The organism is Streptomyces sp. CRN 30 (assembly GCF_034105845.1).
In genome coordinates this window covers 62,207-81,475 of sequence record NZ_JAVRHI010000515.1, presented here as the reverse complement: position 1 = coordinate 81,475, position 19,269 = coordinate 62,207, and the positions used below count along the sequence as shown (strand labels likewise).

The window sequence follows — 19,269 nt, the reverse complement described above, 5'->3', positions numbered from 1 at the left end:
GCCGCCCGCCCGGAGACGTGCGACGCGCTCGCCGCGCTGCTGGGCTGCGACGACGGGTGGGCGGCGGAGGACCCGTCCCCCGCCGCCGCCCGGGGGCTGCGGCTGCTCGCCGCGCACCCCGCGGCGTGCGACGCGGTGGCCGGCCTACTGGGGTGCGACGACGGATGGGCGCCGACCGGCGCGTCCCCGTCGGGCGCGTCCTCGGCAGGCGCGTCCCCGGCAGGCGCCGTCCTGGTGGGACGGCACCCGGCGACACCCACGGCCGTGGAGGCCCTGCTGGCGCGCACCTGAGGAAAGGGAAGGGGGACGGAGACGGGAGACTCAGGCAGCCTCCCGTCCGCCCTTCCCCTCCCGCTCCGCACGCCCCTCCCGCTCCCGCCCGTGGGCGTCGATGATCTCCGCGTACCGCCGTCCGCTGCCCTTGACCGTGCGGACCTGGGTCCGGTAGTCGACGTGGACGAGGCCGAACCGCTTGTCGTAGCCGTACGCCCACTCGAAGTTGTCCAGCAGGGACCAGGCGAAGTACCCGGCCAGCGGGGCGCCCCGGCGGGCGGCGGAGGCGCAGGCGGCGAGGTGGGAGGTGAGGTAGTCCGCCCGTTCGGGGTCGTCCACGGTGCCGTCGGGGCGGACGGTGTCCGGGAAGGAGGAGCCGTTCTCCGTGACGTACAGCTTCCGCGCGCCGTACTCGTCCGCCAGGCGGAGCAGCAGTTCCTCGATGCCGCTCGGGTCGATCTCCCAGTCCATGCCGGTGCGGGGGACGCCGTCACGGCGGACGGTGCGGACGTGGGGGGCGGGGGCGGCGGGGTCGTCGGCGACGGTCTGCGGGAAGTAGTAGTTCAGCCCGAGCCAGTCGAGGCCGGCGCCGATGAGGTCGAGGTCGCCGGGGCGTTCGGGCAGGTCGACGCCGTACAGCTCGCGCATGTCGCTGGGGAAGCCGCGGCCGTGGACGGGGTCGAGCCACCAGCGGTTGGTGTGGCCGTCCATGCGGCGGGCGGCCGCGAGGTCCTCGTCGCGGCCGGAGGCGGGGTGAATGGTGGAGAGGTTGTTGACGATGCCGACCTGGGCGCCGGGGGCGTTGTCCCGGATCGCCCGCATGCCGAGGCCGTGGGCGAGGAGGAGGTGGTAGGAGGCGCGGACGGCCGCCGTCAGGTCGGTCCAGCCGGGGGCCATGGTGCCCTCCAGGTGACCGATCCAGGCGGAGCAGAGGGGTTCGTTGAGCGTCGCCCAGTGGGTGACGCGGTCGCCGAGGCGCTCCGCGACCACGGAGGCGTACGAGGCGAAGTGTTCGGCGGTGTCGCGCTCGGGCCAGCCGCCGCGGTCCTGGAGCACTTGCGGCAGGTCCCAGTGGTAGAGGGTGACGGACGGGGTGATGCCCGCTTCCAGGAGGGCGTCGACCAGGCGGTCGTAGAAGTCCAGGCCACGGGTGTTGACCTCGCCGGCACCGCCGGGCACGACGCGCGGCCAGGCCACCGACAGCCGGTAGGCGTTGGTGCCGAGGCGTCGCATCAGGGCGATGTCCTCGCGCCAGCGGTGGTAGTGGTCGCAGGCCGTGTCGCCGTGGTCGTCACCGGCGGTCTTCCCTGGGGTGTGGGAGAAGGTGTCCCAGATCGACGGGGAGCGGCCGTCCTCGGCGACGGCTCCCTCGATCTGGTAGGCCGAAGTGGCCGTGCCCCACAGGAAGTCGTGCGGGAGAGCGGCGAGGTCGATGGTCACGTAGGTCCCTTCCGAGGGGGTGCGGGGGTGGGCGTGGGGGTGTGGGTCACTTGACGGCGCCGGCGGTCAGGCCGGCGACGAGGTACCGCTGGAGCAGGAGGAAACCGGCGACCACGGGGACGCTCACCACGAGGGAGGCGGCCATGATCTGGTTCCAGTAGACGTCGTTGAGGGTGGAGTAGCCCTGGAGGCCGACGGCGAGGGTGCGGGTGGTGTCGTTGGTCATCACCGACGCGAAGAGCACCTCGCCCCAGGCGGTCATGAAGGCGTAGACGGCGACGGCGACGATGCCCGGGATCGCGGCGGGGACGACGACGCGGAAGAGGGCGCGCAGCGGGCCGCAGCCGTCGACGAGCGCCGCCTCGTCCAGGTCGCGCGGAACCGAGTCGAAGTACCCGATCAGCATCCAGATGGAGAACGGCAGGGAGAAGGTGAGGTAGGTGAGGATCAGGCCGCCGCGGGAGCCGAACAGGGCGATGCCGGTGGCGTTGCCGATGTTGACGTAGATGAGGAACAGGGGCAGCAGGAAGAGGATGCCGGGGAACATCTGCGTCGACAGGACCGTGACCGTGAAGACGCGTTTGCCGCGGAAGTCGTAGCGGCTGACGGCGTAGGCGGCGAAGACCGCGACGACGACCGAGCAGACGGTCGCCGCGCCCGCCACGATCAGGGAGTTCACGAAGTACTTGGCGAGGGGGACGGTGGACCAGATGTCGATGTAGGGGCGGACGGTCAGTTCGCTGGGCAGCCAGCGGAACGTGCTCGTGACGTCCGCGAGGGGCTTGAGCGAGCTGGAGACCATGACGTGGACGGGGAGCAGGACGAAGCCCGTGAGGAGGGTCAGGAAGATCCGCCGGGTCCAGAGGAAGGAGCGGGGCGGGGCCATCGGTGAGCGGGGCGCGGTGTCAGACACGGGTACGGACCCTCCGTCCGCGGGAGGTGACGGCCAGGTAGATCCCCGTCACGACGAGCAGGAAGAGCAGCAGCAGGACCGACATGGCGGAGCCGCGGCCGAAGTTCCAGGTGGCGAAGGACTCCTGGTAGATGTGGACGGAGATCAGGTCGGCCGAGGCGGGGGCGGTTTTGCCGAAGAGCACGTACGGCGTGTTGAAGTCGTTGAACGTCCACAGGAAGAGCACCAGGACGAGGACCTGGTTGACGGCGCTCAGCGACGGCAGGGTGATGCGGCGGATCTGCTGCCAGGTGCCCGCGCCGTCCAGGGCGGCGGCCTCGTACAGCTCCTTGGGGATGTTCTGCAGGCCGGCCATGACGATGAGGAAGGCGAACGGCCAGCCCTTCCAGACGGAGACCGTCAGCAGGGCGACGAAGGCGTTGTCGCCGATCAGCCAGAAGGAGGGCTTGTCGGTGAGGCCGAGCTGGTCGTGCAGGACGTGGTTCACCAGGCCGTTGTCGTGCTGGAACATGAAGACCCAGGTGATGACGGCGGCGTAGACGGGCAGCGCGTACGGGACGAGGAACAGCGCGCGGAGCAGGCCCCGGCCGCGGAAGGCGTCCTGCATGCAGATCGCGGCGGCGGTGCCGACGGCCCAGCACAGGCCCACCGAGAGGAGGGTGAAGCCGAGGGTGACGAGGAAGGAGTGGAGCAGTTCCTCGCCGACCGGGGCGTCGAAGTCGACGGCGACGCGGTAGTTGTCCAGGCCGGACCAGGGGGCGGTGCCCCAGTCGCGGATGAAGAACTGGGTCAGTTCCTTGAAGCTCATCACGGAGCCGATGACCATCGGCACCAGGTGGACGAGGAGTTCGAGGAGCAGGGCGGGCAGGAGGAGCAGGTAGGGCAGGGAGATCCGGCGGACGCGGCCGGTGCGGCGGCGGGGGCCGCCCGTCGCCGCACCGGACGGGGGGCCGCCGTGCGGCGCGGGGCCGCCGGCCCTCTCGGGAGCGGTCGTCGTCACGGTGGTCACTCCGCCGGCATCTGCTGCTCGGCCTTCTCCAGCTTCGCCTTCACCGACGCGGTGGTGACGGCGCGGCCGGCGGCGGCGTCGGCGAACAGCTCCTTGACGGCGGTGCCGACGGCCGTCTCGAACTGGGACTCGGCGGCGACCTGCGGCAGGGCGACGGCGCTCTTGGCGAGGGTGTCCTTGAGGACGGCGTTGGCGGGGGTGTCGAAGGCCGGGTCGGACTGGGCGGCCTTCACCGGCGGTATGGAGCTGTACGCCTTGTTGAGGACGGTCTGTTCGGCGTCGCTCGTCATGAACTTCACGAACTTCCGCGCGCCGTCGAGGTTGTCGGTGTTCTTGAAGACGGCCATGTTGATGCCGGCCACCATGGAGTTGGCCTGGGTGCCGCCGCCGGGTGTGCCCGAGCGGACGGGTACGGGGGCCACCCCGTAGGCGTCCTCGTCCATGCCCTGGCTCTTGAGGTTGGCGGAGGCGGACTGCCAGAGGAGCATGGCGTTCTTGCCCTTGGCGAAGTCGCTCACGGACTGGTTCTGCGCGTACTCGGCGTTGCCGGGGGCGATGACCTTGTCGGCGGCCATCAGGTCGACGTACTCCTTGACCGCCGTGACGACCCCGTCGTTCGCGAAGTCGGCCGTGCCGTCGGGGGTGAAGAACTTCGCGCCGTGCTGCTCGGCGAAGACGAAGGTGTGGTGGATGTTCTCGGAGACGTTGGAACCCTCCGCGCCCAGGCCCCATGTGCCGTCCTTGGACAGCTTCCGGCCGGCGGCGACGAGGTCGTCCCAGGTGGCGGGGGGTTCGCTGATGCCGGCGTCGGCGAACATCTTCTTGTTGTAGTAGAGCGCGTAGGCCATGGAGTACAGGGGGACGGCGGCCGGGTCCTTGCCCTCGGCGCCGGTGGAGGCGAGGGCGGCGTCGACGAAGCGGTCCCTGCCGCCGATCGCGTCGAAATTCTTCGCGTCCCACGGCAGCAGGGCGCCGGTGGCCTGGAGCGAGGCGCTCCAGGTGTTGCCGATGTTGAGGACGTCGGGGCCCTGTCCTGACGTGGTCGCGGTGAGGATGCGGTTGAGCAGGTCGGACCAGGGCACGACCTCCAGCTTCACCTCGATGCCGGTCTCCTTCTCGAACTTGTCGAGTTCCGGCTGGAGGACCTTCTTGTCGACCTCGACGCTCGCGCCCTGGTTGGAGGCCCAGTACGTCAGGGTCTTCGGCGAGTCGTCGGACCCGCCGCCGGTCGGTGACCCGCCGCCGCAGGCCGAGGCGGCGAGGGCGAGAGACAGGGTGACGGCGCCTGCGGCCGCGGCTCGGATGCGCATGGCTTCTCGGTGTCCCTTCGGGGAGTGCACGCCACGATGGTCCATCACGGCTTAATTTAGGACGTGAGTTAAACCGGGGCGACCGACCCCGTCAAGGGCCCGGACACACTTCGCGGACATGCGTCGCACCCCTTGACGCCCGCGTTCGGAAGGCTGAAGCATGCCCCGGCGAGAGAGCGCTCCCTTCTCCCCCACCGTTCACTTCCTGAACAGACTGGAGAGCCGCCCATGTCCTCCCCCACCGGTTCCGGCATGCCCGCCCCCGGCCGCAGAGCCGTCCTCGGGGCCGCCGCTGCCGCCCCCGTGCTCGCCGCGCTGGCGTCCGCCGCCCCGGCGTCCGCCGCCCCCGCCGGCACCGCGGCCACCGCTCCCGCCGGCACCGCCACCACGGCGCGGGCCGGCCGGAACAAGCCCCGCGCCGCCCTCCCCGGCGGCGGCGACCTCGGCCCGAACGTCATCGTCTTCGACCCCTCGACCCCCGGCATCCAGGCCCGGCTGGACGAGATCTTCCGCCAGCAGGAGTCGGCGCAGTTCGGCACCGGCCGCTACGCCCTGTTCTTCAAGCCGGGCACGTACAACGGCCTCAACGCGCAGATCGGCTTCTACACCTCCATCGCCGGTCTGGGACTCTCTCCCGACGACACGACCATCAACGGTGACGTCACGGTCGACGCGGGCTGGTTCAACGGCAACGCGACCCAGAACTTCTGGCGTTCGGCGGAGAACCTCGCGCTGGTCCCGGTCAACGGCACCAACCGCTGGGCGGTGTCGCAGGCGGCGCCGTTCCGCCGGATGCACGTACGCGGCGGGCTCGACCTCGCGCCCGCCGGCTACGGCTGGGCGAGCGGCGGCTACATCGCCGACAGCCGGATCGACGGCCAGGTCGGTCCGTACTCCCAGCAGCAGTGGTACACCCGGGACAGCTCCGTCGGCGGCTGGCTCAACGCCGTCTGGAACATGGTCTTCTCCGGCGTCGAGGGCGCCCCCGCGCAGAGCTTCCCGGAGCCGCCGTACACCACGCTCGCCACCACCCCCGTCTCCCGCGAGAAGCCGTTCCTGTACCTCCAGGGCAGCGAGTACCGGGTGTTCCTGCCGGAGAAGCGCACGGACGCCCGCGGTGTCTCCTGGGGCAACGGCACCCCGCGCGGTACGTCGCTGCCGCTGACGGCGTTCTACGTGGCACGTCCCGGTGTCACCGCCGCCACCCTCAACCAGGCGCTCGACGAGGGGCTGCACCTGCTGCTCACCCCCGGCGTCTACCACCTGGACCGGCCGGTCGAGGTGGACCGCGCCGGCACGGTGGTGCTCGGCCTCGGCTACGCGACGCTCATCCCCGACAACGGGGTGACCGCGCTGAAGCTCGCCGACGTCGACGGGGTGCGCCTCGCCGGGTTCCTCGTCGACGCCGGTCCGGTCAACTCCGAGACGCTGCTGGAGGTCGGCCCGCGGGGCGCCTCGCGGGATCACTCCGCCGACCCGACCACCGTCCAGGACGTGTTCATCCGCATCGGCGGGGCGGGCCCCGGCAAGGCCACCACCAGCATGGTGATCAACAGCCGGCACACGATCGTCGACCACACCTGGGTCTGGCGCGCCGACCACGGCGAGGGCGTCGGCTGGGAGACCAACCGGGCCGACCACGGCGTCGTCGTCAACGGCGACGACGTCCTGGCCACCGGCCTCTTCGTGGAGCACTTCAACAGGTACGACGTGCAGTGGAACGGCCAGCGGGGCCGCACGATCTTCTTCCAGAACGAGAAGGCGTACGACGCCCCGAACCAGGCCGCGATCCAGAACGGCTCGCTCAAGGGGTACGCCGCGTACAAGGTCGGCGACCAGGTGACGCAGCACGAGGGCTGGGGACTGGGCAGCTACTGCTACTACAACGTCGACCCGGCCATCGTGCAGCACCACGGCTTCGCCGCCCCGAACACGCCGGGGGTCCGCTTCCACGGCCTGCTGGTCGTCTCGCTCGGCGGCAACGGCCAGTACGAACGCGTCATCAACGACACGGGGTCGCCGACGTCGGGAACGTCGACGGTTCCGTCGAAGGTGGTCTCGTACCCCTGACGGACAGGGGTCCCGGCGGCCCTCGTCGCGGCCCTCCTCCCGGACTTGGGGAGGAGGGCCGGCCCGGGACCCGTCGCACGCCGGTTTTTCCCCGCCTACCGTGCCGTTGAAGGGCCACCGACAGGTACGGTTCGACCATGGAATCCGGAACGAGTCCCGCCGCCGACGAGACCGTCGGGGCCACGGCGGCCATCAAGGACACCGCACGCCGACTGCTGGGCACGCTGGGGGCCGGGCAGTTGTCGCTCGACGCCGTCGCCGAGGCCGGCGGTCACTCCCGCACGGCCGTCGAGGCCGCCTTCCCGCACCGCGACGACCTGCTGACCGCCCTGGTCATCGACGCCTACAACGCGTCCGCGGCCGCGATGGAGGAGGCCGACCGGGCCGCCGTCGACGCCGGTGCGCCGGCCGGCGCCCGGCTGCTCGCCGTGGCGCGGGCGCTGCGGCAGTGGTCCTTCGACCACACCCCCGAGTTCACACTGATCTACGGTTCGCCCGTGCCGGGCTACCAGGCTCCGCAGGACACCGTCCCGCCCGCCTCGCGCACCCCCGCCGTGCTGGCCGGTATCGTGCGCGCCGCCCTGGAGGCCGGTGAACTCACCCCGCCCCGGCGGGCGGTGCCCGGTCCGCCGCTGCTGCGGCCGGAGGCCCTGGCGCTGTTCGGCGGAGTGCCCGAGGCCCCGTACGCGGACCTCGTGGAGCGCGGCATCGTGCTGTGGAGCGGTCTGATCGGACTGCTGGTCTTCCAGGTGTTCAGCCGTACCCACGACAGCGTCAGCGACGAGCGGACCTTCTTCGACTTCGCCGTCGCCGTCACGGCCGAGTCCATCGGCCTCGAGGTGCCGACGGGGCCGTGAACACCGTCAGAACGCTCGGCTTCGTCATCGCGGCGCTCTCCTCGTACGCCGCCCTCGTCTACCGGCTCTGCCAGGCGCGGCGCGCCTGGCGGGACCGGGCCTGGCGCACGCTGGTGATCACGCTGCTGCTGCAGTGCCTGACCTTCACGATGGGCGCGGTCGCCATGGGCGACGGTGCCTTCCTCGGGGTGGGCAACCTCGCGATCCTGGTGATGCACCTGTCGGCGGTGGCGTTCTGCGTCAGCGCGCAGATCATCCTGCTGCAGTGGGCGGCCGCCGAGGAGGAGGCGGCGCGCAGGACCCGGTACTGGCTGATCACGGGGATCGCCCTGGACACGGTGCTGGCGGTGCTCTTCCTCGTCGCGGACGGGACCGGGCGGCCGTCGTCCGACTTCGACACCGGCAGCGGGCAGCCGCTGGTCCTCACCTACCTGCTGCTGTTCATCGTCTCGCAGGCGGTGCCCTGCGTGACCATCTTCCGGCAGTGCGGGCCGTACGCCCGGATGACCGACAAGCCGTCGCTGCGGCAGGCGCTGCGGCTGCTGTCGGTCGCCGCGGTGGTGCTGTTCCTGTACTGCGCGGCCCGGACGGTCAACATCCTCACCGCGGCCGCGGGCCTCGACATCGGCGCCTGGACGCTCGCCTCGAACGTCTTCAGCGCGGCGGGCATCCTGCTGCTCTCCGTCAGCCTGACCGTGCCGTCCTGGGGCGCGCCGGCCGTCCGGCTCCTGGACTGGTCGGACAGCTACCGCTCGTACCGGACGCTGTACCCGCTCTGGCGCGATCTGTACGAGTCCTCCCCGGACATCGTGCTGGAGCCGCAGGGGGCCGCGGCGGTCTCCGACCTCGACTACCGCCTGCACCGGCGGGTGGTCGAGATACGGGACGGCTGGCGGGACCTGCGTCCGTACATCGACCGGACCGCCGACGGCACGGGCGCCGCGGGGCCGGAGGCGAGCGCGGAGTCCCGGCAGGCGTTCGCCGAGGCCGCCCGCATCCGGCAGGCCCTGCGCGCCAAGCGGGTCGGCACCGTGCCCGCCGACAGCCTGGACACGGCCGACGGCGCGGACGCCGCGTACGCCGCGGGGTTCGAGGACCGTGATCCGGACAACTTCCCGGCGGAGATCGCCTGGCTGACCCAGGTCGCGGCGGCCTACCGCAAGCTCGCGAAGGCTGGTTGAGGGTTCCCGCCCGGTCTGTCTTCCGGCAGACCGGGCGGGCCGGGCCGACCCATCCCCCGAGGGCCGGCCAGGGCCGATTCCCCCGGCATGCAACTCGGCCACCCCCGCGAGCCAAGTTAACTGCCAGCTATCGGCGGGCTCCAACGTTGGCCGAGACATGCCCAATTGTCAACTGCCAGCTAATCTGGAAAACTGCGGTGCAGTCAGGAGCATGACCGCGGGGGTGATCGAAGGGGGGAACGCGCGTGACCGAGCCCGAGGAGCGGCCGCTGCTCGCCACCCGCCTGGACGACCTCTTCAGGACCGTCCGCCCCAAGGGCAGGCACTGGACCAACGCCGAAGTGGCGGAGGAGCTGAAGCGGAGCAGCCCCGACCTGAAGGTCGGCGGCGTCTACCTGTCGCAGCTGCGCACGGGCAAGCGCTCCAACCCCTCACCGGACCTGCTGGCGGCCCTGGCGAAGTTCTTCGGTGTCTCCGTGGCCTACTTCTTCGACGACCAGGTCGCCGAGTCGGTGCTGGGCGAGCTGGCGGCGGTCGAGGCGCTGCGGCAGGCGGGGGTGCGCGCCGTGGCGATGCGGGCGGCGGGCATGAAGCGGGAGAACCTCCAGGCCATCACGGCCATCATGGACCAGTACCGGCAGTTGCAGGGCCTTCCGCCGGTCACCGACCCGCCCGAGGCGGAGGGCGGTGGTCCGAAGCGGTGAGAGGGTGGCGGAAGGCCGGGCCGGCCGAGGACGACCGCCGCGGCCGGCTGAAGAGGCTGCGCAAGGACGGCGCCCGGCGCCTGGCCGACCTGGAACTCCCGGACGTGGCCGACGTCGCCGAGCTCTGCGCCCACCTCGGCAACGTGCGCGGCCGTCCGATCGTGCTGCTCCCGATGCGGATGCCGGCGTCGCACCCGTGCGGCATGTGGGTCGCCGCCCGCGACGAGGACCTCATCTTCTACGACGCCGACACCACCAGCGCGCATCAGGAGCACATCATCTTGCACGAGCTGGGCCACATCATCTGCTGTCACCGCGGGGCCGGTCTGCTGGACGAGGGGACCGCGCGTCTCCTCTTCCCCAACCTCGACCCCGACGTGGTCCGCGACATGCTCCTGCGCGCCACCTACGACGACGTCCAGGAGCAGGAGGCGGAGATCATCGCCTATCTGCTCTCCCAGCGGGTGGGCACCACCCGGGAGCACAAGGGCACCCCCGTGGAGGAGACCGGCCAGGACGGGTCCGCCCCCGAGGGGAACGCCGTGCTCAGCCGTATCGAACGCACCCTGATCTGAGTGGGCCGGGTGACGTGAGATGACCCGGTCAGCCTCCGGCGGACGCCACCTCCTCGGCCAGGAGCGGCACGACCCGCCGTATGTCCTCCTCCCGGTGCTCGCTGGTGACGAAGAACCGCAGCCTCGACAGGCCCTCCTCGACGGCCGGATGGAAGATGGGATCGGCGATGACGCCGCGGGCGTAGAGCCGGTCGGCGACCCGCAGGGTCCGCGCCGAGTCCCCCAGCACGCAGGGCACGATCGGGGTGTGGGCGCTGTCGCCCGTCGCCAGCCCCGCCGACCGGGCCAGGGAGCGGAAGAGGTCCGCGTTGCGCCGCAGGTCCCGGACGCGGTGCGGTTCGGCGACGATCAGCTCGGTGGCGGCGAGCGCGGCCGCGGCGTTGGCCGGGGTCAGGCCGACGCTGTAGACGAAGCCCGGCAGGGTGTGGCGCAGCCAGCGCACCATCCGGGCCGAGCCGCCGAGGTAGCCGCCGCAGCTCGCGAACGCCTTGGAGAGGGTGCCCATCCACAGGTCGACGTCCGCCCGGCGCACCCCGTGGAACTCGCCGACGCCGCGCCCCCGTTCGCCGACCGTGCCGATGCTGTGCGCCTCGTCGACCAGGAGCAGCGCGCCGTAGCGCCGCTTCAGCCCGATCACGGCCGGCAGGTCCACGAGGTCGCCGTCCATGCTGTAGGCGCCCTCGACGGCGATCAGGACGCGGCGGAAGCGGCCCCGGTTGACGCGCAGCAGGTGTTCCAGCTGTGCGGTGTCGTTGTGGGCGAACGGGCGCCGCGCCGCGCCGGACAGCGCGACCCCCTGCAGGATGCTGTCGTGGGCGAGCGCGTCGTGCAGCACCAGGTCGCCCCGGCCGACGAGGTGTCCCACCGCGGTGACGTTGGTGGCGTGCCCGCTGACCAGGGCCACGCAGTCCTCGACGCCCAGGAAGCCGGCGAGGGCGCGCTCCAGCCGTACGGTCAGCTCCCGTTCGCCGGAGAGCACGCGGCTGGCGGAGACCGAGGTGCCGTAGCGGTCCACCGCGCGGTGCGCGGCCGCGTCGACCGCCGGGTGGCCGGAGAGCCCGAGGTAGTTGTAGCTGCCGAAGGACAGGTAGGTCCGGCCGTCGACGACGGTGGTGTCGCGGACGTTGCCCTGGTGGACCCGGAAGTACGGGTAGGCCGCGCCGCTGTCGGCGACCGCGTGGAACCGGTCCTCGAACCGCCGCACCTCGGGGAAGTCGTCGACGCGGGCGGTCGCGGGGTCCCAGGCGGGTTCCGGCACCGCCGCCGCGGGGACGGCGTCGGCGGCCCGTCCGCCGGCGAGGGTGATGAGGCGTTCCACGGTGAGCCCGGGTTCGTACATCTCGTCGGTGCGGAACCCCGGTATGCGCTGTCCTATCCGGGTCTCCAGCTCCTCCAGCATCAGCGAGTCGAAGCCGAGGTCGGTGCCGAGGGCCATCCGCACGCCGACGTCGGAGGGCGGGAAGACCCCGATCCGCGCGACCTCTTCGAGCACGACGGCGGACGACGGGGCGGTGCCGACGGGCGGCGGGGGCGCGGTGGCCGGCACCGGGTCGTACGGCGGCGGCCCGGGGGGCCTCACCGGGTCGTGCGGCAGCGGCTCGGCGGTCCTCGCCGGACCGTGCGGCAGCGGCCCGACGACCGTCACCGGGTCCTGCGGCAGGGGCTCGGTCGGGGTGTTCCCGGCGTCGCGGCGGTCCGCGTCGACGACCCAGTGCCGGCGCGGGGCGAGCGGGCTGGGCGGCAGGGTCAGGGGCTGCCCGCGCTCCCCGGCGCGGGGCTGCGCGGCGTCCGCGGCCACCTCCCGTCCTTCGGCGAGGGCGCGGGCCGCCTCGGTCAGCGCGGTGACGGCGTCGGCGTGGTCGTCCACCGGCAGGGACATCCGTTCCGTGAGGGGTGTCCGGCGGGCCAGGGTGTCGGCGACCCGGGCCAGCGAGGGCTTGTCGTCGGCGATGACCTCGGCGAGTTCGCGGGCGTGCCGGGCCAGTCCGGTACGGTCCCTGGCGCTGAGCAGCAGGACGTGGGGTCCCTTCTCGTCCGTCTCCGGGCCGGCCGGCGGACCGCTCTGTTCCAGGACCAGGTGGACGCCGGTGCCGCCGAATCCGAAGGCGCTGACCCCGGCCCGGCGCGCCGGTCCGGGAAGCGGCCACGCGGCGGGCTCCGTGGGTACGGTCAGTCCCGCTCCGCCGAGGCCGGGCGCGTCCGCGAGGCCGAACCGCGGCTGCGGCGGGACGACCCCGCGGTGCACGGCGAGGACGGCCTTGATCAGCCCGGCCACCCCGGCGGCGGCGAGCGAGTGCCCGACGACCGCCTTCACCGACCCGAGGTAGGCGGGGGCCGCGTCCGGGCCGCGCAGTTCGCGCAGGGCACCGATCTCCACCGGGTCCCCGACCGTGGTGGCCGTGCCGTGCGCCTCCAGGAACCCGATCGAGTCCGGGGCCAGGCCCGCGTCGCGGTAGGCGCGGCGCAGGGCGCGCAACTGGCCGGCGGCCTGCGGGTGCATCCCGCCCTGCACGGTGCCGTCGTTGGCGGTGCCGACGCCGCGGATCACGGCGTAGACCCGGTCCCCGGCCGCGAGCGCGTCGGCGAGCGGGCGCAGTACGAGCATCCCGGCGCCCTCGCCGAGCACGAAGCCGTCGGCCTCCGCGCCGAACGGCAGGCAGCGGGCGGTGCGCGAGATGGCGCCGATCCTGCACAGTCCCACCAGCAGGTCGGGGGTGAGCACCAGTTGGGCGCCGCCGGCGAGGGCGATGCGGCACCGTCCGGCGCGCAGCGCGGTCACGGCGTTGGCGACGGCCATGAGTCCGCCGGAGCACGCCGAGTCCAGGGCGTAGCTCTCGCCGTGCAGGTCGAAGACGGAACTGACGGTGCTCGGGCCCATGTTGAGCAGGAGCCCGGCCACGGAGGTGCCGTGCAGTCCGTCGACGGCGCGGACCATCTCCGGGGCGGCGGGGTCGCTCGCGCCGGTGCCGAACTCGCCGCCGGTCAGCTGGCGCATCCGGACCCGCAGGGTGCTGATCTCCCGGTAGCCGCTCTCGGTGAGCGAGGTGATCACCGAGGTCTCCTCGCGGTCGAAGCCCTCGGTCTCCCACCCGGCGTCCTGGACCGCCTCGCGGGCGAGGTCGACGAGGAGCCGGTGCTGGGGGTCCATCGCCCTGGCGCGGCGCGGCGGGATGCCGTAGTGCGCGGCGTCGAAGTGGCCGACGTCGGGCAGCAGCGCCATGGTGTCGGTGTAGGCGGCGGAGGAGTCGCGGAAGCTGTCGCCGAGGAAGGCGGCGGCCCGCCACCGCTCGTCGGGTATGCGGGAGAACTGGGGGCGGGGGTCGGTCAGCAGGCGCCAGTACTGGTTGACGTCGGCCGCGCCCGGGAACCGGCAGGCCATGCCCACGACCGCGATGTCACCGTGCCGCGCGCTCGGCGCGCTTACCTCCTCGGACATCACTGTGCCCCGCCCTGTCTCGTGCGCCACCAGTCGACGGTCGCCTTGATCTGTTCGTCGAGGGGGGTGGCCCGTACCGCGAACTCGGCCTCGTACGCGCCGGAGTCGACGACGAAGGGCCGGTCGAACTGGTACCGGACCTCGCGGAGTTCGCGCAGCAGCGGGGAGAAGAGCCCCGCGACACCGAGGACGGCGGACGGCAGACCGCGGACGGCGACGGGTCCCGTGCCGGCCTCGGCGGCGAGGAGGTCCGTCATCTTCCGCGCGGAGAGCGCGGGTCGGGTCGGCACGTGCCAGGCCCTGCCCCAGGCCCGTTCCTCGGCCGCGACCTCGGTCAGCGCCCGCGCCACGTCGGGGAGATAGGTCCAGCTGTGCGGCGCGTCGGGGTCGCCGAGTACGGAGACCGGCTTGCCGCGCAGCACGCGCGGGACGACGCGCGCGGCGAGGTGTCCGCCGTCGGTCACGCCCGGTCCGAAGAAGTCGGACGCCCGCACCTCGACGGCCTTGACGCGCCCTTGCGCGGCGAGTTCCCGGGTGCTCTCCCACACGGCGGCGCGCACCCGGCCCTTGGTGCCGGTCGCGGCGAGCGGCAGCTCCTCGGTCAACGGGCCGTCGACCGGGCCGTATCCGTAGAGGTTGCCCAGCATGACGAGGACGGCGTCGTTGGCCTCGGCCGCCGCGTGCAGCGACGCGGCCAGCGGGGGCCAGTCGGCGGACCAGCGGTGGTACGGCGGCGCCGCGCAGCCGTAGACGACGGCCGCGCCCCGGGTGGCCTCGGTCAGCGCGGCGCTGTCGGAGGCGTCCAGCGCGATGTGCTCGATGCCGGGTTCGGGGCCGCGGCCCGACCTGGTGATGACCCGTACGGAATGCCCTTGTTCGGCGAGGAGCCGCGCGGTGGCCGCGCCGGCGGGGCCTGAACCGATGACTGCATGAAGATTCACGCGCGCACCCTAACGTGCGGGTCCGCCGCGAAAGGTGACGGCGGTGTCACGAGCATGCCACACGCGCCACGGGCGGGCCGTACGCGGCGGAGCGTACTCCCCGGGGAGTAGGACGGGCCGCGCGCCTCCCTGGGGAGTACCGGCCGAATCAGCCCGCGGCGCGACGATTTACCGCTTCCGCCGCCCGAGACTGGAGGCGTCTATTAACATCGATAGCTAACGAATAAATAGAGAACTAAGGAGGCCCCCGCATGGGAGGCGTGGAGCACAGAGGCGGCAAGCGCCGCAAGGCCCTGCCCTGGGCCGTGCTCGGTCTGTGGATCGTGCTGCTGGCCTGCGTCGCGCCGTTCGCGACGAAACTCGGCGACGTACAGGTGAACCGTGCGGTCGACTACCTGCCGAAGAGCGCCGACTCCACCCAGGTCGCGCGCATCCAGGACGCGATGCCGGGCGGCGAGGCCACCTCGATCGTCGTGGTCTACCACCGCGACGACGCCCTGACCGAGGCCGACCGCTCGACGGCCGCCGAGCAGATCGCGCGGCTGGAGGGCGAGTTCGACCTGACCGGCACGCCGCGGGCGGTGCCGTCCGAGGACGGCACCACGCTGATGTACCCGGTCAGCACCACGGCACCCGGCCAGGACGACGAGAAACGCGACACCTTCGTCGCCGACGTACGGGAGGTGACCCGCGGCGCGGACGGCCTGGACGTCCAGGTGGGCGGCCCCGACGCCATCTCCAGCGACGCGCGGGGCCTCTACGGCTCGGTGGGCGGACCGGTGCTCTACACCACCGTCGCCGTCGTGGCGATCCTGCTGATCCTCATCTACCGCAGCCCGTTCCTCTGGCTGGTGCCGCTGATCGTCGCCGGCATCGCCGACTTCCTGTCCATGGGCGCCGCCTACGGCCTCAACCGCGTCTTCGACACCACCATCAGCAGCCAGAGCTCCAGCGTCATGACCATCCTGGTGTTCGGCGCGGGCACCGACTACGCGCTGCTCATCGTCTCCCGCTACCGCGAGGAACTACGGCGCGCGGCCCAGCCGTACGACGCCATGCGGGCCACCCTGCGCGGCTGCGGCCCCGCCGTGCTCGCCTCCTCCGGGACCGTCGCGGTCGGTCTGCTCTGCCTGCTCTTCGCCGACCTCGGCAGCAGCCGCGGCATGGGCCCGCTCGGCGCCCTCGGCGTCCTGTGCGCGCTGGCCGCGATGATGACGCTGCTGCCCGCCGTCCTCGTCCTGCTCGGCCGGCGCGTCTTCTGGCCGTCCGTGCCCGTGTACGGGTCCCGGCCCAAGGCCCGCCGCTCGCTCTTCTCCGCGATGGGCGCGTCCGCCGGCCGCCGGCCCCTCACGGTGCTGGCCTCCGGCGCCGTCCTGCTCGGCGCGCTCGCCCTCGGCGCGTTCAACCTGCCCGAGAGCCTCAAGCAGGAGGACTCCTACACCAAGACGCCCGAGTCGATCGCCGCCACGCAGACACTGGCCGAGGCGTTCCCGTCCCGGGGCACCGAACCCCTCGTCATCGCCGCGGCGACCGACCGGGCCGACGAGGTCATGCGGACCGTGGAGGCCACCTCCGGGGTGGAGAGCGCCGAGCGCGGGCGCAGCAGCGGCGGCTGGACCGAGATCTCCGTCATCACCGACTCGGTGCCGCAGACCCCGGGCGAGACCGCGACGATCGAGGCGCTGCGCTCCGAACTCGACGGGCAGGAAGCGTACGTGGGCGGGCTCAGCGCCGAGCAGCTCGACCTGCGCGACACCAACGACCGGGACCGCGTCATCGTCGTGCCGATCGTCCTGGCCGCCGTCCTGCTCATCCTCGTCGCCCTGCTGCGCAGCCTCGTCGCGCCGCTGATCCTGCTCACCGCGGTCGTCGCCGTGTGGGGCGCCTCGCTGGGCATCGCGGGCCTGGTCTTCGAGCCGCTCTTCGGCTTCGAGGGCACCGACCCGGCCCTGGCCCTGCTCTCCTTCGTGTTCCTCGTCGCCCTCGGCGTCGACTACGGCATCTTCCTGCTGCACCGGATGCGCGAGGAGTGCCTCGGCGGCGAGGAACCCGGCACCGCGGCGCTCACCGCGCTGCGCACGACCGGCGGCGTCATCGCCTCGGCCGGGCTCGTCCTCGCCGGCACCTTCGCCGTGCTCACGGCGATGCCGGTGGTCACCCTCGTCGAGCTGGGCTTCGTGATCGCGGTCGGGGTGCTGCTCGACACCTTCCTGGTCCGCACGTACCTGGTGACCAGCGCGAGTGTGGCGCTGGGCCGCAAGGTGTGGTGGCCGGGTCCCCTGTCCCGGCAGCGGGCGACGGCACCGGCCGGACGCGAACGGAAGCTGACACCGGCTCCGTGACCGAGCCACGGGCGCCCCTCCTCCCCCGGGGGGCGCCCGTCCTTCGCCGCCCGTCCCTCGCGGGGCAACGGCGGCAGACGTACGACGACGAACCCGAGCGGAGACGATGCGGACGTGAACGTGAGCGATGCGGTGCGGCGGTTCGCCGATGATGCCCTCCGCGACCGCCGGACGCTGCGCGACGACGCGCTCCTGGCGGTGCCGATGGCCGTCGTCGCCGTGGCCGTCGGCCACCTCGGGCAGGACGACGGCCGCGCCCTCGACCCCGCCGGCTGGGCGCTGCTGCTCGGCGCCCACCTCCCCATGGTGTGGCGCCGCCGGGCCCCGCTGCTGTCGTTCCTCGCGCTGGTCGGCTTCCTGGTGCCGTACCACGCCCTCGACTACCACCACGGGGCCCTGATGGTGGTCTCGATGGCCGCCCTCTACACCGTCGCCTCGACCGGGCCGGTGCTGCGCTCCGTCGTCGCCGGCGCGGGCGTCGTCGGTCTGATGCTCGCCGTGAAGTTCTCCCAGGGGCTGCCGCAGGGCGCCGACGCGCTGCGGGTCTCCGGCTGGATCGTCGCCTTCCTGGCCTTCGGCATCTGCCTCCGCTACCACCGGCAGAACGTCGCCGCCGCCGTCGAACGCGCCGAGCGCGCCGAGCAGTCCCGCGAGGAGGAGGTGCGCCGCCGGGTCGTGGAGGAGCGGCTGCGCATCGCCCGGGACCTGCACGACCTGCTGGCCCACAGCATCACCCTCGTCGGCGTGCGCACCTCCGTCGCCGCCCACGTACTGAACGCCGACCCGGAGCGGCTGGACCGGGCCGCCGTGGCGCGGGCGCTGGAGGACATCGCCGAGACCTGCCGTGCGACGCGCACCGAGATCCGCGCCACCTTGCAGGTCCTCAGGTCCGGTCCCGACCACGGGCGGGGTCCGCTGCCCGGCCTCAACGCCCTGCCCGACCTGGCCGCCGCCGCCCGCACCGCGGGGGCCGCGGTCACCCTGCGGGTCCCCGGGGAGTCCGCCGCGCGGCGGACGCCGCCCGCCGTCGGCGCGGCCGCCTACCGCATCGTGCAGGAGGCGCTCACCAACGCGGTGCGGCACGGCGGGCCGCGGCCCGAGGTCGACCTCCTCGTGCGGGAGGAGGTCGACGCGCTGCGCGTCCGGGTCACCAACCGGGCCACCGGGGCCGTACCGCCCTCGACGCACCCGCCGGGGTTCGGTCTTGTGGGCATACGGGAACAGGCCCGCAGCGTCGGCGGCACCCTGGAGGCCGGGCCGCGGACCGACGGCCGGTTCGAGGTGAGCGCGGTCCTGCCGCTGACAACGGCGCCCGGCCTGCCGGGGCAGCCCGCCCGCCGCAGGCCGAAGACCGGCGCGACACCCGTCACGACCCCTGCCGCACCACCCGGCACACCACCCGGCACGCCGCCCGCCCTGTCCTTCGCCGTCGCCGCCGCAGGCACACACGGCGGCGGACCGGTGGCGGTCACCGGTCCGGACGGAGAGAGGGCGACCCGATGACCACCCCGATCCGCGTACTGCTCGCCGACGACCAGACCCTCGTACGGGCCGCCTTCGCCATGCTCGTCGAATCCGCCCCCGACATGGTCGTCGTGGGCGAGGCCGGCACCGGCAAGGAGGCCGTCGAACTGGCCCGCGCCACCCGTGCCGACCTGGTCGTCATGGATGTCCGCATGCCCGACCTGGACGGCATCGAGGCGACCCGGCTGCTCGCCGAGGAGGAGGACCTCGCCGGCGTCAAGGTCCTGATCCTGACGACCTACGACACCGACGAGCACGTCGTGGAGGCGCTGCGGGCCGGCGCCTCCGGCTACCTCGTCAAGGACACCCGGCCCGCCGAACTCCTCGACGCCATCCGCACGGTGGCCGTCGGCGAGTCCCTCCTCTCCCCCGGCCCGACCGCCCGGCTCATCGCGCAGGTGCTGCGGGCGCCCGGCACCGGCGGCACCCTCCGCGCGGCACCGGCCCGGCTCGCCGCGCTCACCCCCCGGGAGCGCCAGGTCCTCGTCCTGGTGGCCCGCGGCCTGAACAACGCGGACATCGCCGAGTCGCTCGGACTCAGTCCGCTGACCGCCAAGACCCACGTGAGCCGCATCATGGGCAAGCTGGACGCCCGGGACCGGGCCCAACTGGTCATCGCGGCCTACGAGTCGGGGATCGTCCAGCCCGGCGACGGGTGAGGCACGGTGACGGCCCGGGGGCCGGCCGGCGGACC

15 protein-coding genes are annotated in these 19,269 nt (G+C 73.0%); 9 read left to right on the top strand and 6 right to left on the bottom strand.

Annotated elements, in window-relative coordinates:
• Nucleotides 1–291 (top strand): hypothetical protein (locus UW392_RS60435; RefSeq protein WP_320784025.1); only part of this gene is annotated, 291 nt, incomplete at its 5' end.
• Nucleotides 292–321: 30 nt separating this feature from the next.
• Here the strand turns inward: UW392_RS60435 and UW392_RS60430 are convergent.
• The 4 genes from UW392_RS60430 to UW392_RS60415 are packed head-to-tail and all read right to left on the bottom strand — an operon-like array spanning nucleotide 322 to nucleotide 4,945.
• Nucleotides 322–1,713, bottom strand: a complete 1,392-nt coding sequence (locus UW392_RS60430) for a GH1 family beta-glucosidase (RefSeq protein WP_320784024.1) — start codon at nucleotides 1,711–1,713, stop codon at nucleotides 322–324.
• Nucleotides 1,714–1,759: 46 nt separating this feature from the next.
• Nucleotides 1,760–2,599, bottom strand: a complete 840-nt coding sequence (locus UW392_RS60425) for a carbohydrate ABC transporter permease (RefSeq protein WP_320784031.1) — start codon at nucleotides 2,597–2,599, stop codon at nucleotides 1,760–1,762.
• 19 nt (nucleotides 2,600–2,618) lie between these two features.
• Entirely contained in the window at nucleotides 2,619–3,626 is a 1,008-nt protein-coding gene (locus UW392_RS60420) for a sugar ABC transporter permease (protein WP_320784023.1), read from the bottom strand.
• 5 nt (nucleotides 3,627–3,631) lie between these two features.
• Nucleotides 3,632–4,945, bottom strand: coding sequence for a sugar ABC transporter substrate-binding protein (locus UW392_RS60415; protein WP_320784022.1), 1,314 nt, complete (start codon nucleotides 4,943–4,945; stop codon nucleotides 3,632–3,634).
• A gap of 228 nt (nucleotides 4,946–5,173) precedes the next feature.
• On the opposite strand from UW392_RS60415, the gene UW392_RS60410 reads away from it, so the two are divergent.
• The 5 genes from UW392_RS60410 to UW392_RS60390 all read left to right on the top strand — a co-directional run bounded on the left by UW392_RS60410 (nucleotide 5,174) and on the right by UW392_RS60390 (nucleotide 10,332).
• Nucleotides 5,174–7,015, top strand: coding sequence for a coagulation factor 5/8 type domain-containing protein (locus UW392_RS60410; protein WP_320784021.1), 1,842 nt, complete (start codon nucleotides 5,174–5,176; stop codon nucleotides 7,013–7,015).
• A gap of 137 nt (nucleotides 7,016–7,152) precedes the next feature.
• Nucleotides 7,153–7,872: a TetR-like C-terminal domain-containing protein gene (locus UW392_RS60405; RefSeq protein ID WP_320784020.1), complete on the top strand. Its 720-nt coding sequence runs from the start codon at nucleotides 7,153–7,155 to the stop codon at nucleotides 7,870–7,872.
• Nucleotides 7,869–9,053: an MAB_1171c family putative transporter gene (locus tag UW392_RS60400; RefSeq protein WP_320784019.1), complete on the top strand. Its 1,185-nt coding sequence runs from the start codon at nucleotides 7,869–7,871 to the stop codon at nucleotides 9,051–9,053. Before UW392_RS60405 ends, UW392_RS60400 begins: the two co-directional genes overlap by 4 nt.
• 245 nt (nucleotides 9,054–9,298) lie before the next feature.
• Nucleotides 9,299–9,757, top strand: coding sequence for a helix-turn-helix domain-containing protein (locus UW392_RS60395; protein WP_320784018.1), 459 nt, complete (start codon nucleotides 9,299–9,301; stop codon nucleotides 9,755–9,757).
• Nucleotides 9,754–10,332, top strand: coding sequence for a toxin (locus tag UW392_RS60390; RefSeq protein ID WP_320784017.1), 579 nt, complete (start codon nucleotides 9,754–9,756; stop codon nucleotides 10,330–10,332). The genes UW392_RS60395 and UW392_RS60390 overlap by 4 nt, the downstream gene beginning before the upstream one ends.
• A 28-nt stretch (nucleotides 10,333–10,360) precedes the next feature.
• Here UW392_RS60390 and UW392_RS60385 read toward each other — a convergent pair whose 3' ends face one another.
• Both UW392_RS60385 and UW392_RS60380 read right to left on the bottom strand, forming a co-directional pair.
• The gene (locus UW392_RS60385) at nucleotides 10,361–13,768 is read right to left on the bottom strand and encodes an aminotransferase class I/II-fold pyridoxal phosphate-dependent enzyme (protein ID WP_320784016.1); all 3,408 of its coding nucleotides are present in this window, start codon (nucleotides 13,766–13,768) and stop codon (nucleotides 10,361–10,363) included.
• The gene (locus UW392_RS60380) at nucleotides 13,768–14,709 is read right to left on the bottom strand and encodes an NAD-dependent epimerase/dehydratase family protein (RefSeq protein ID WP_320784015.1); all 942 of its coding nucleotides are present in this window, start codon (nucleotides 14,707–14,709) and stop codon (nucleotides 13,768–13,770) included. Before UW392_RS60380 ends, UW392_RS60385 begins: the two co-directional genes overlap by 1 nt.
• Nucleotides 14,710–14,960: 251 nt before the next feature.
• Between UW392_RS60380 and UW392_RS60375 the strand changes: the two genes are divergently transcribed.
• The 3 genes from UW392_RS60375 to UW392_RS60365 all read left to right on the top strand — a co-directional run bounded on the left by UW392_RS60375 (nucleotide 14,961) and on the right by UW392_RS60365 (nucleotide 19,234).
• Nucleotides 14,961–17,051, top strand: coding sequence for an MMPL family transporter (locus tag UW392_RS60375; RefSeq protein ID WP_320784014.1), 2,091 nt, complete (start codon nucleotides 14,961–14,963; stop codon nucleotides 17,049–17,051).
• Between the two features lie 114 nt (nucleotides 17,052–17,165).
• Entirely contained in the window at nucleotides 17,166–18,554 is a 1,389-nt protein-coding gene (locus tag UW392_RS60370; RefSeq protein ID WP_414497592.1) for a sensor histidine kinase, read from the top strand.
• Nucleotides 18,551–19,234 carry a response regulator transcription factor gene (locus tag UW392_RS60365; RefSeq protein ID WP_320784013.1) on the top strand — a complete coding sequence of 228 codons (684 nt, stop codon included), beginning with the start codon at nucleotides 18,551–18,553 and terminating at the stop codon, nucleotides 19,232–19,234. Before UW392_RS60370 ends, UW392_RS60365 begins: the two co-directional genes overlap by 4 nt.
• Nucleotides 19,235–19,269 lie beyond the last annotated feature (35 nt).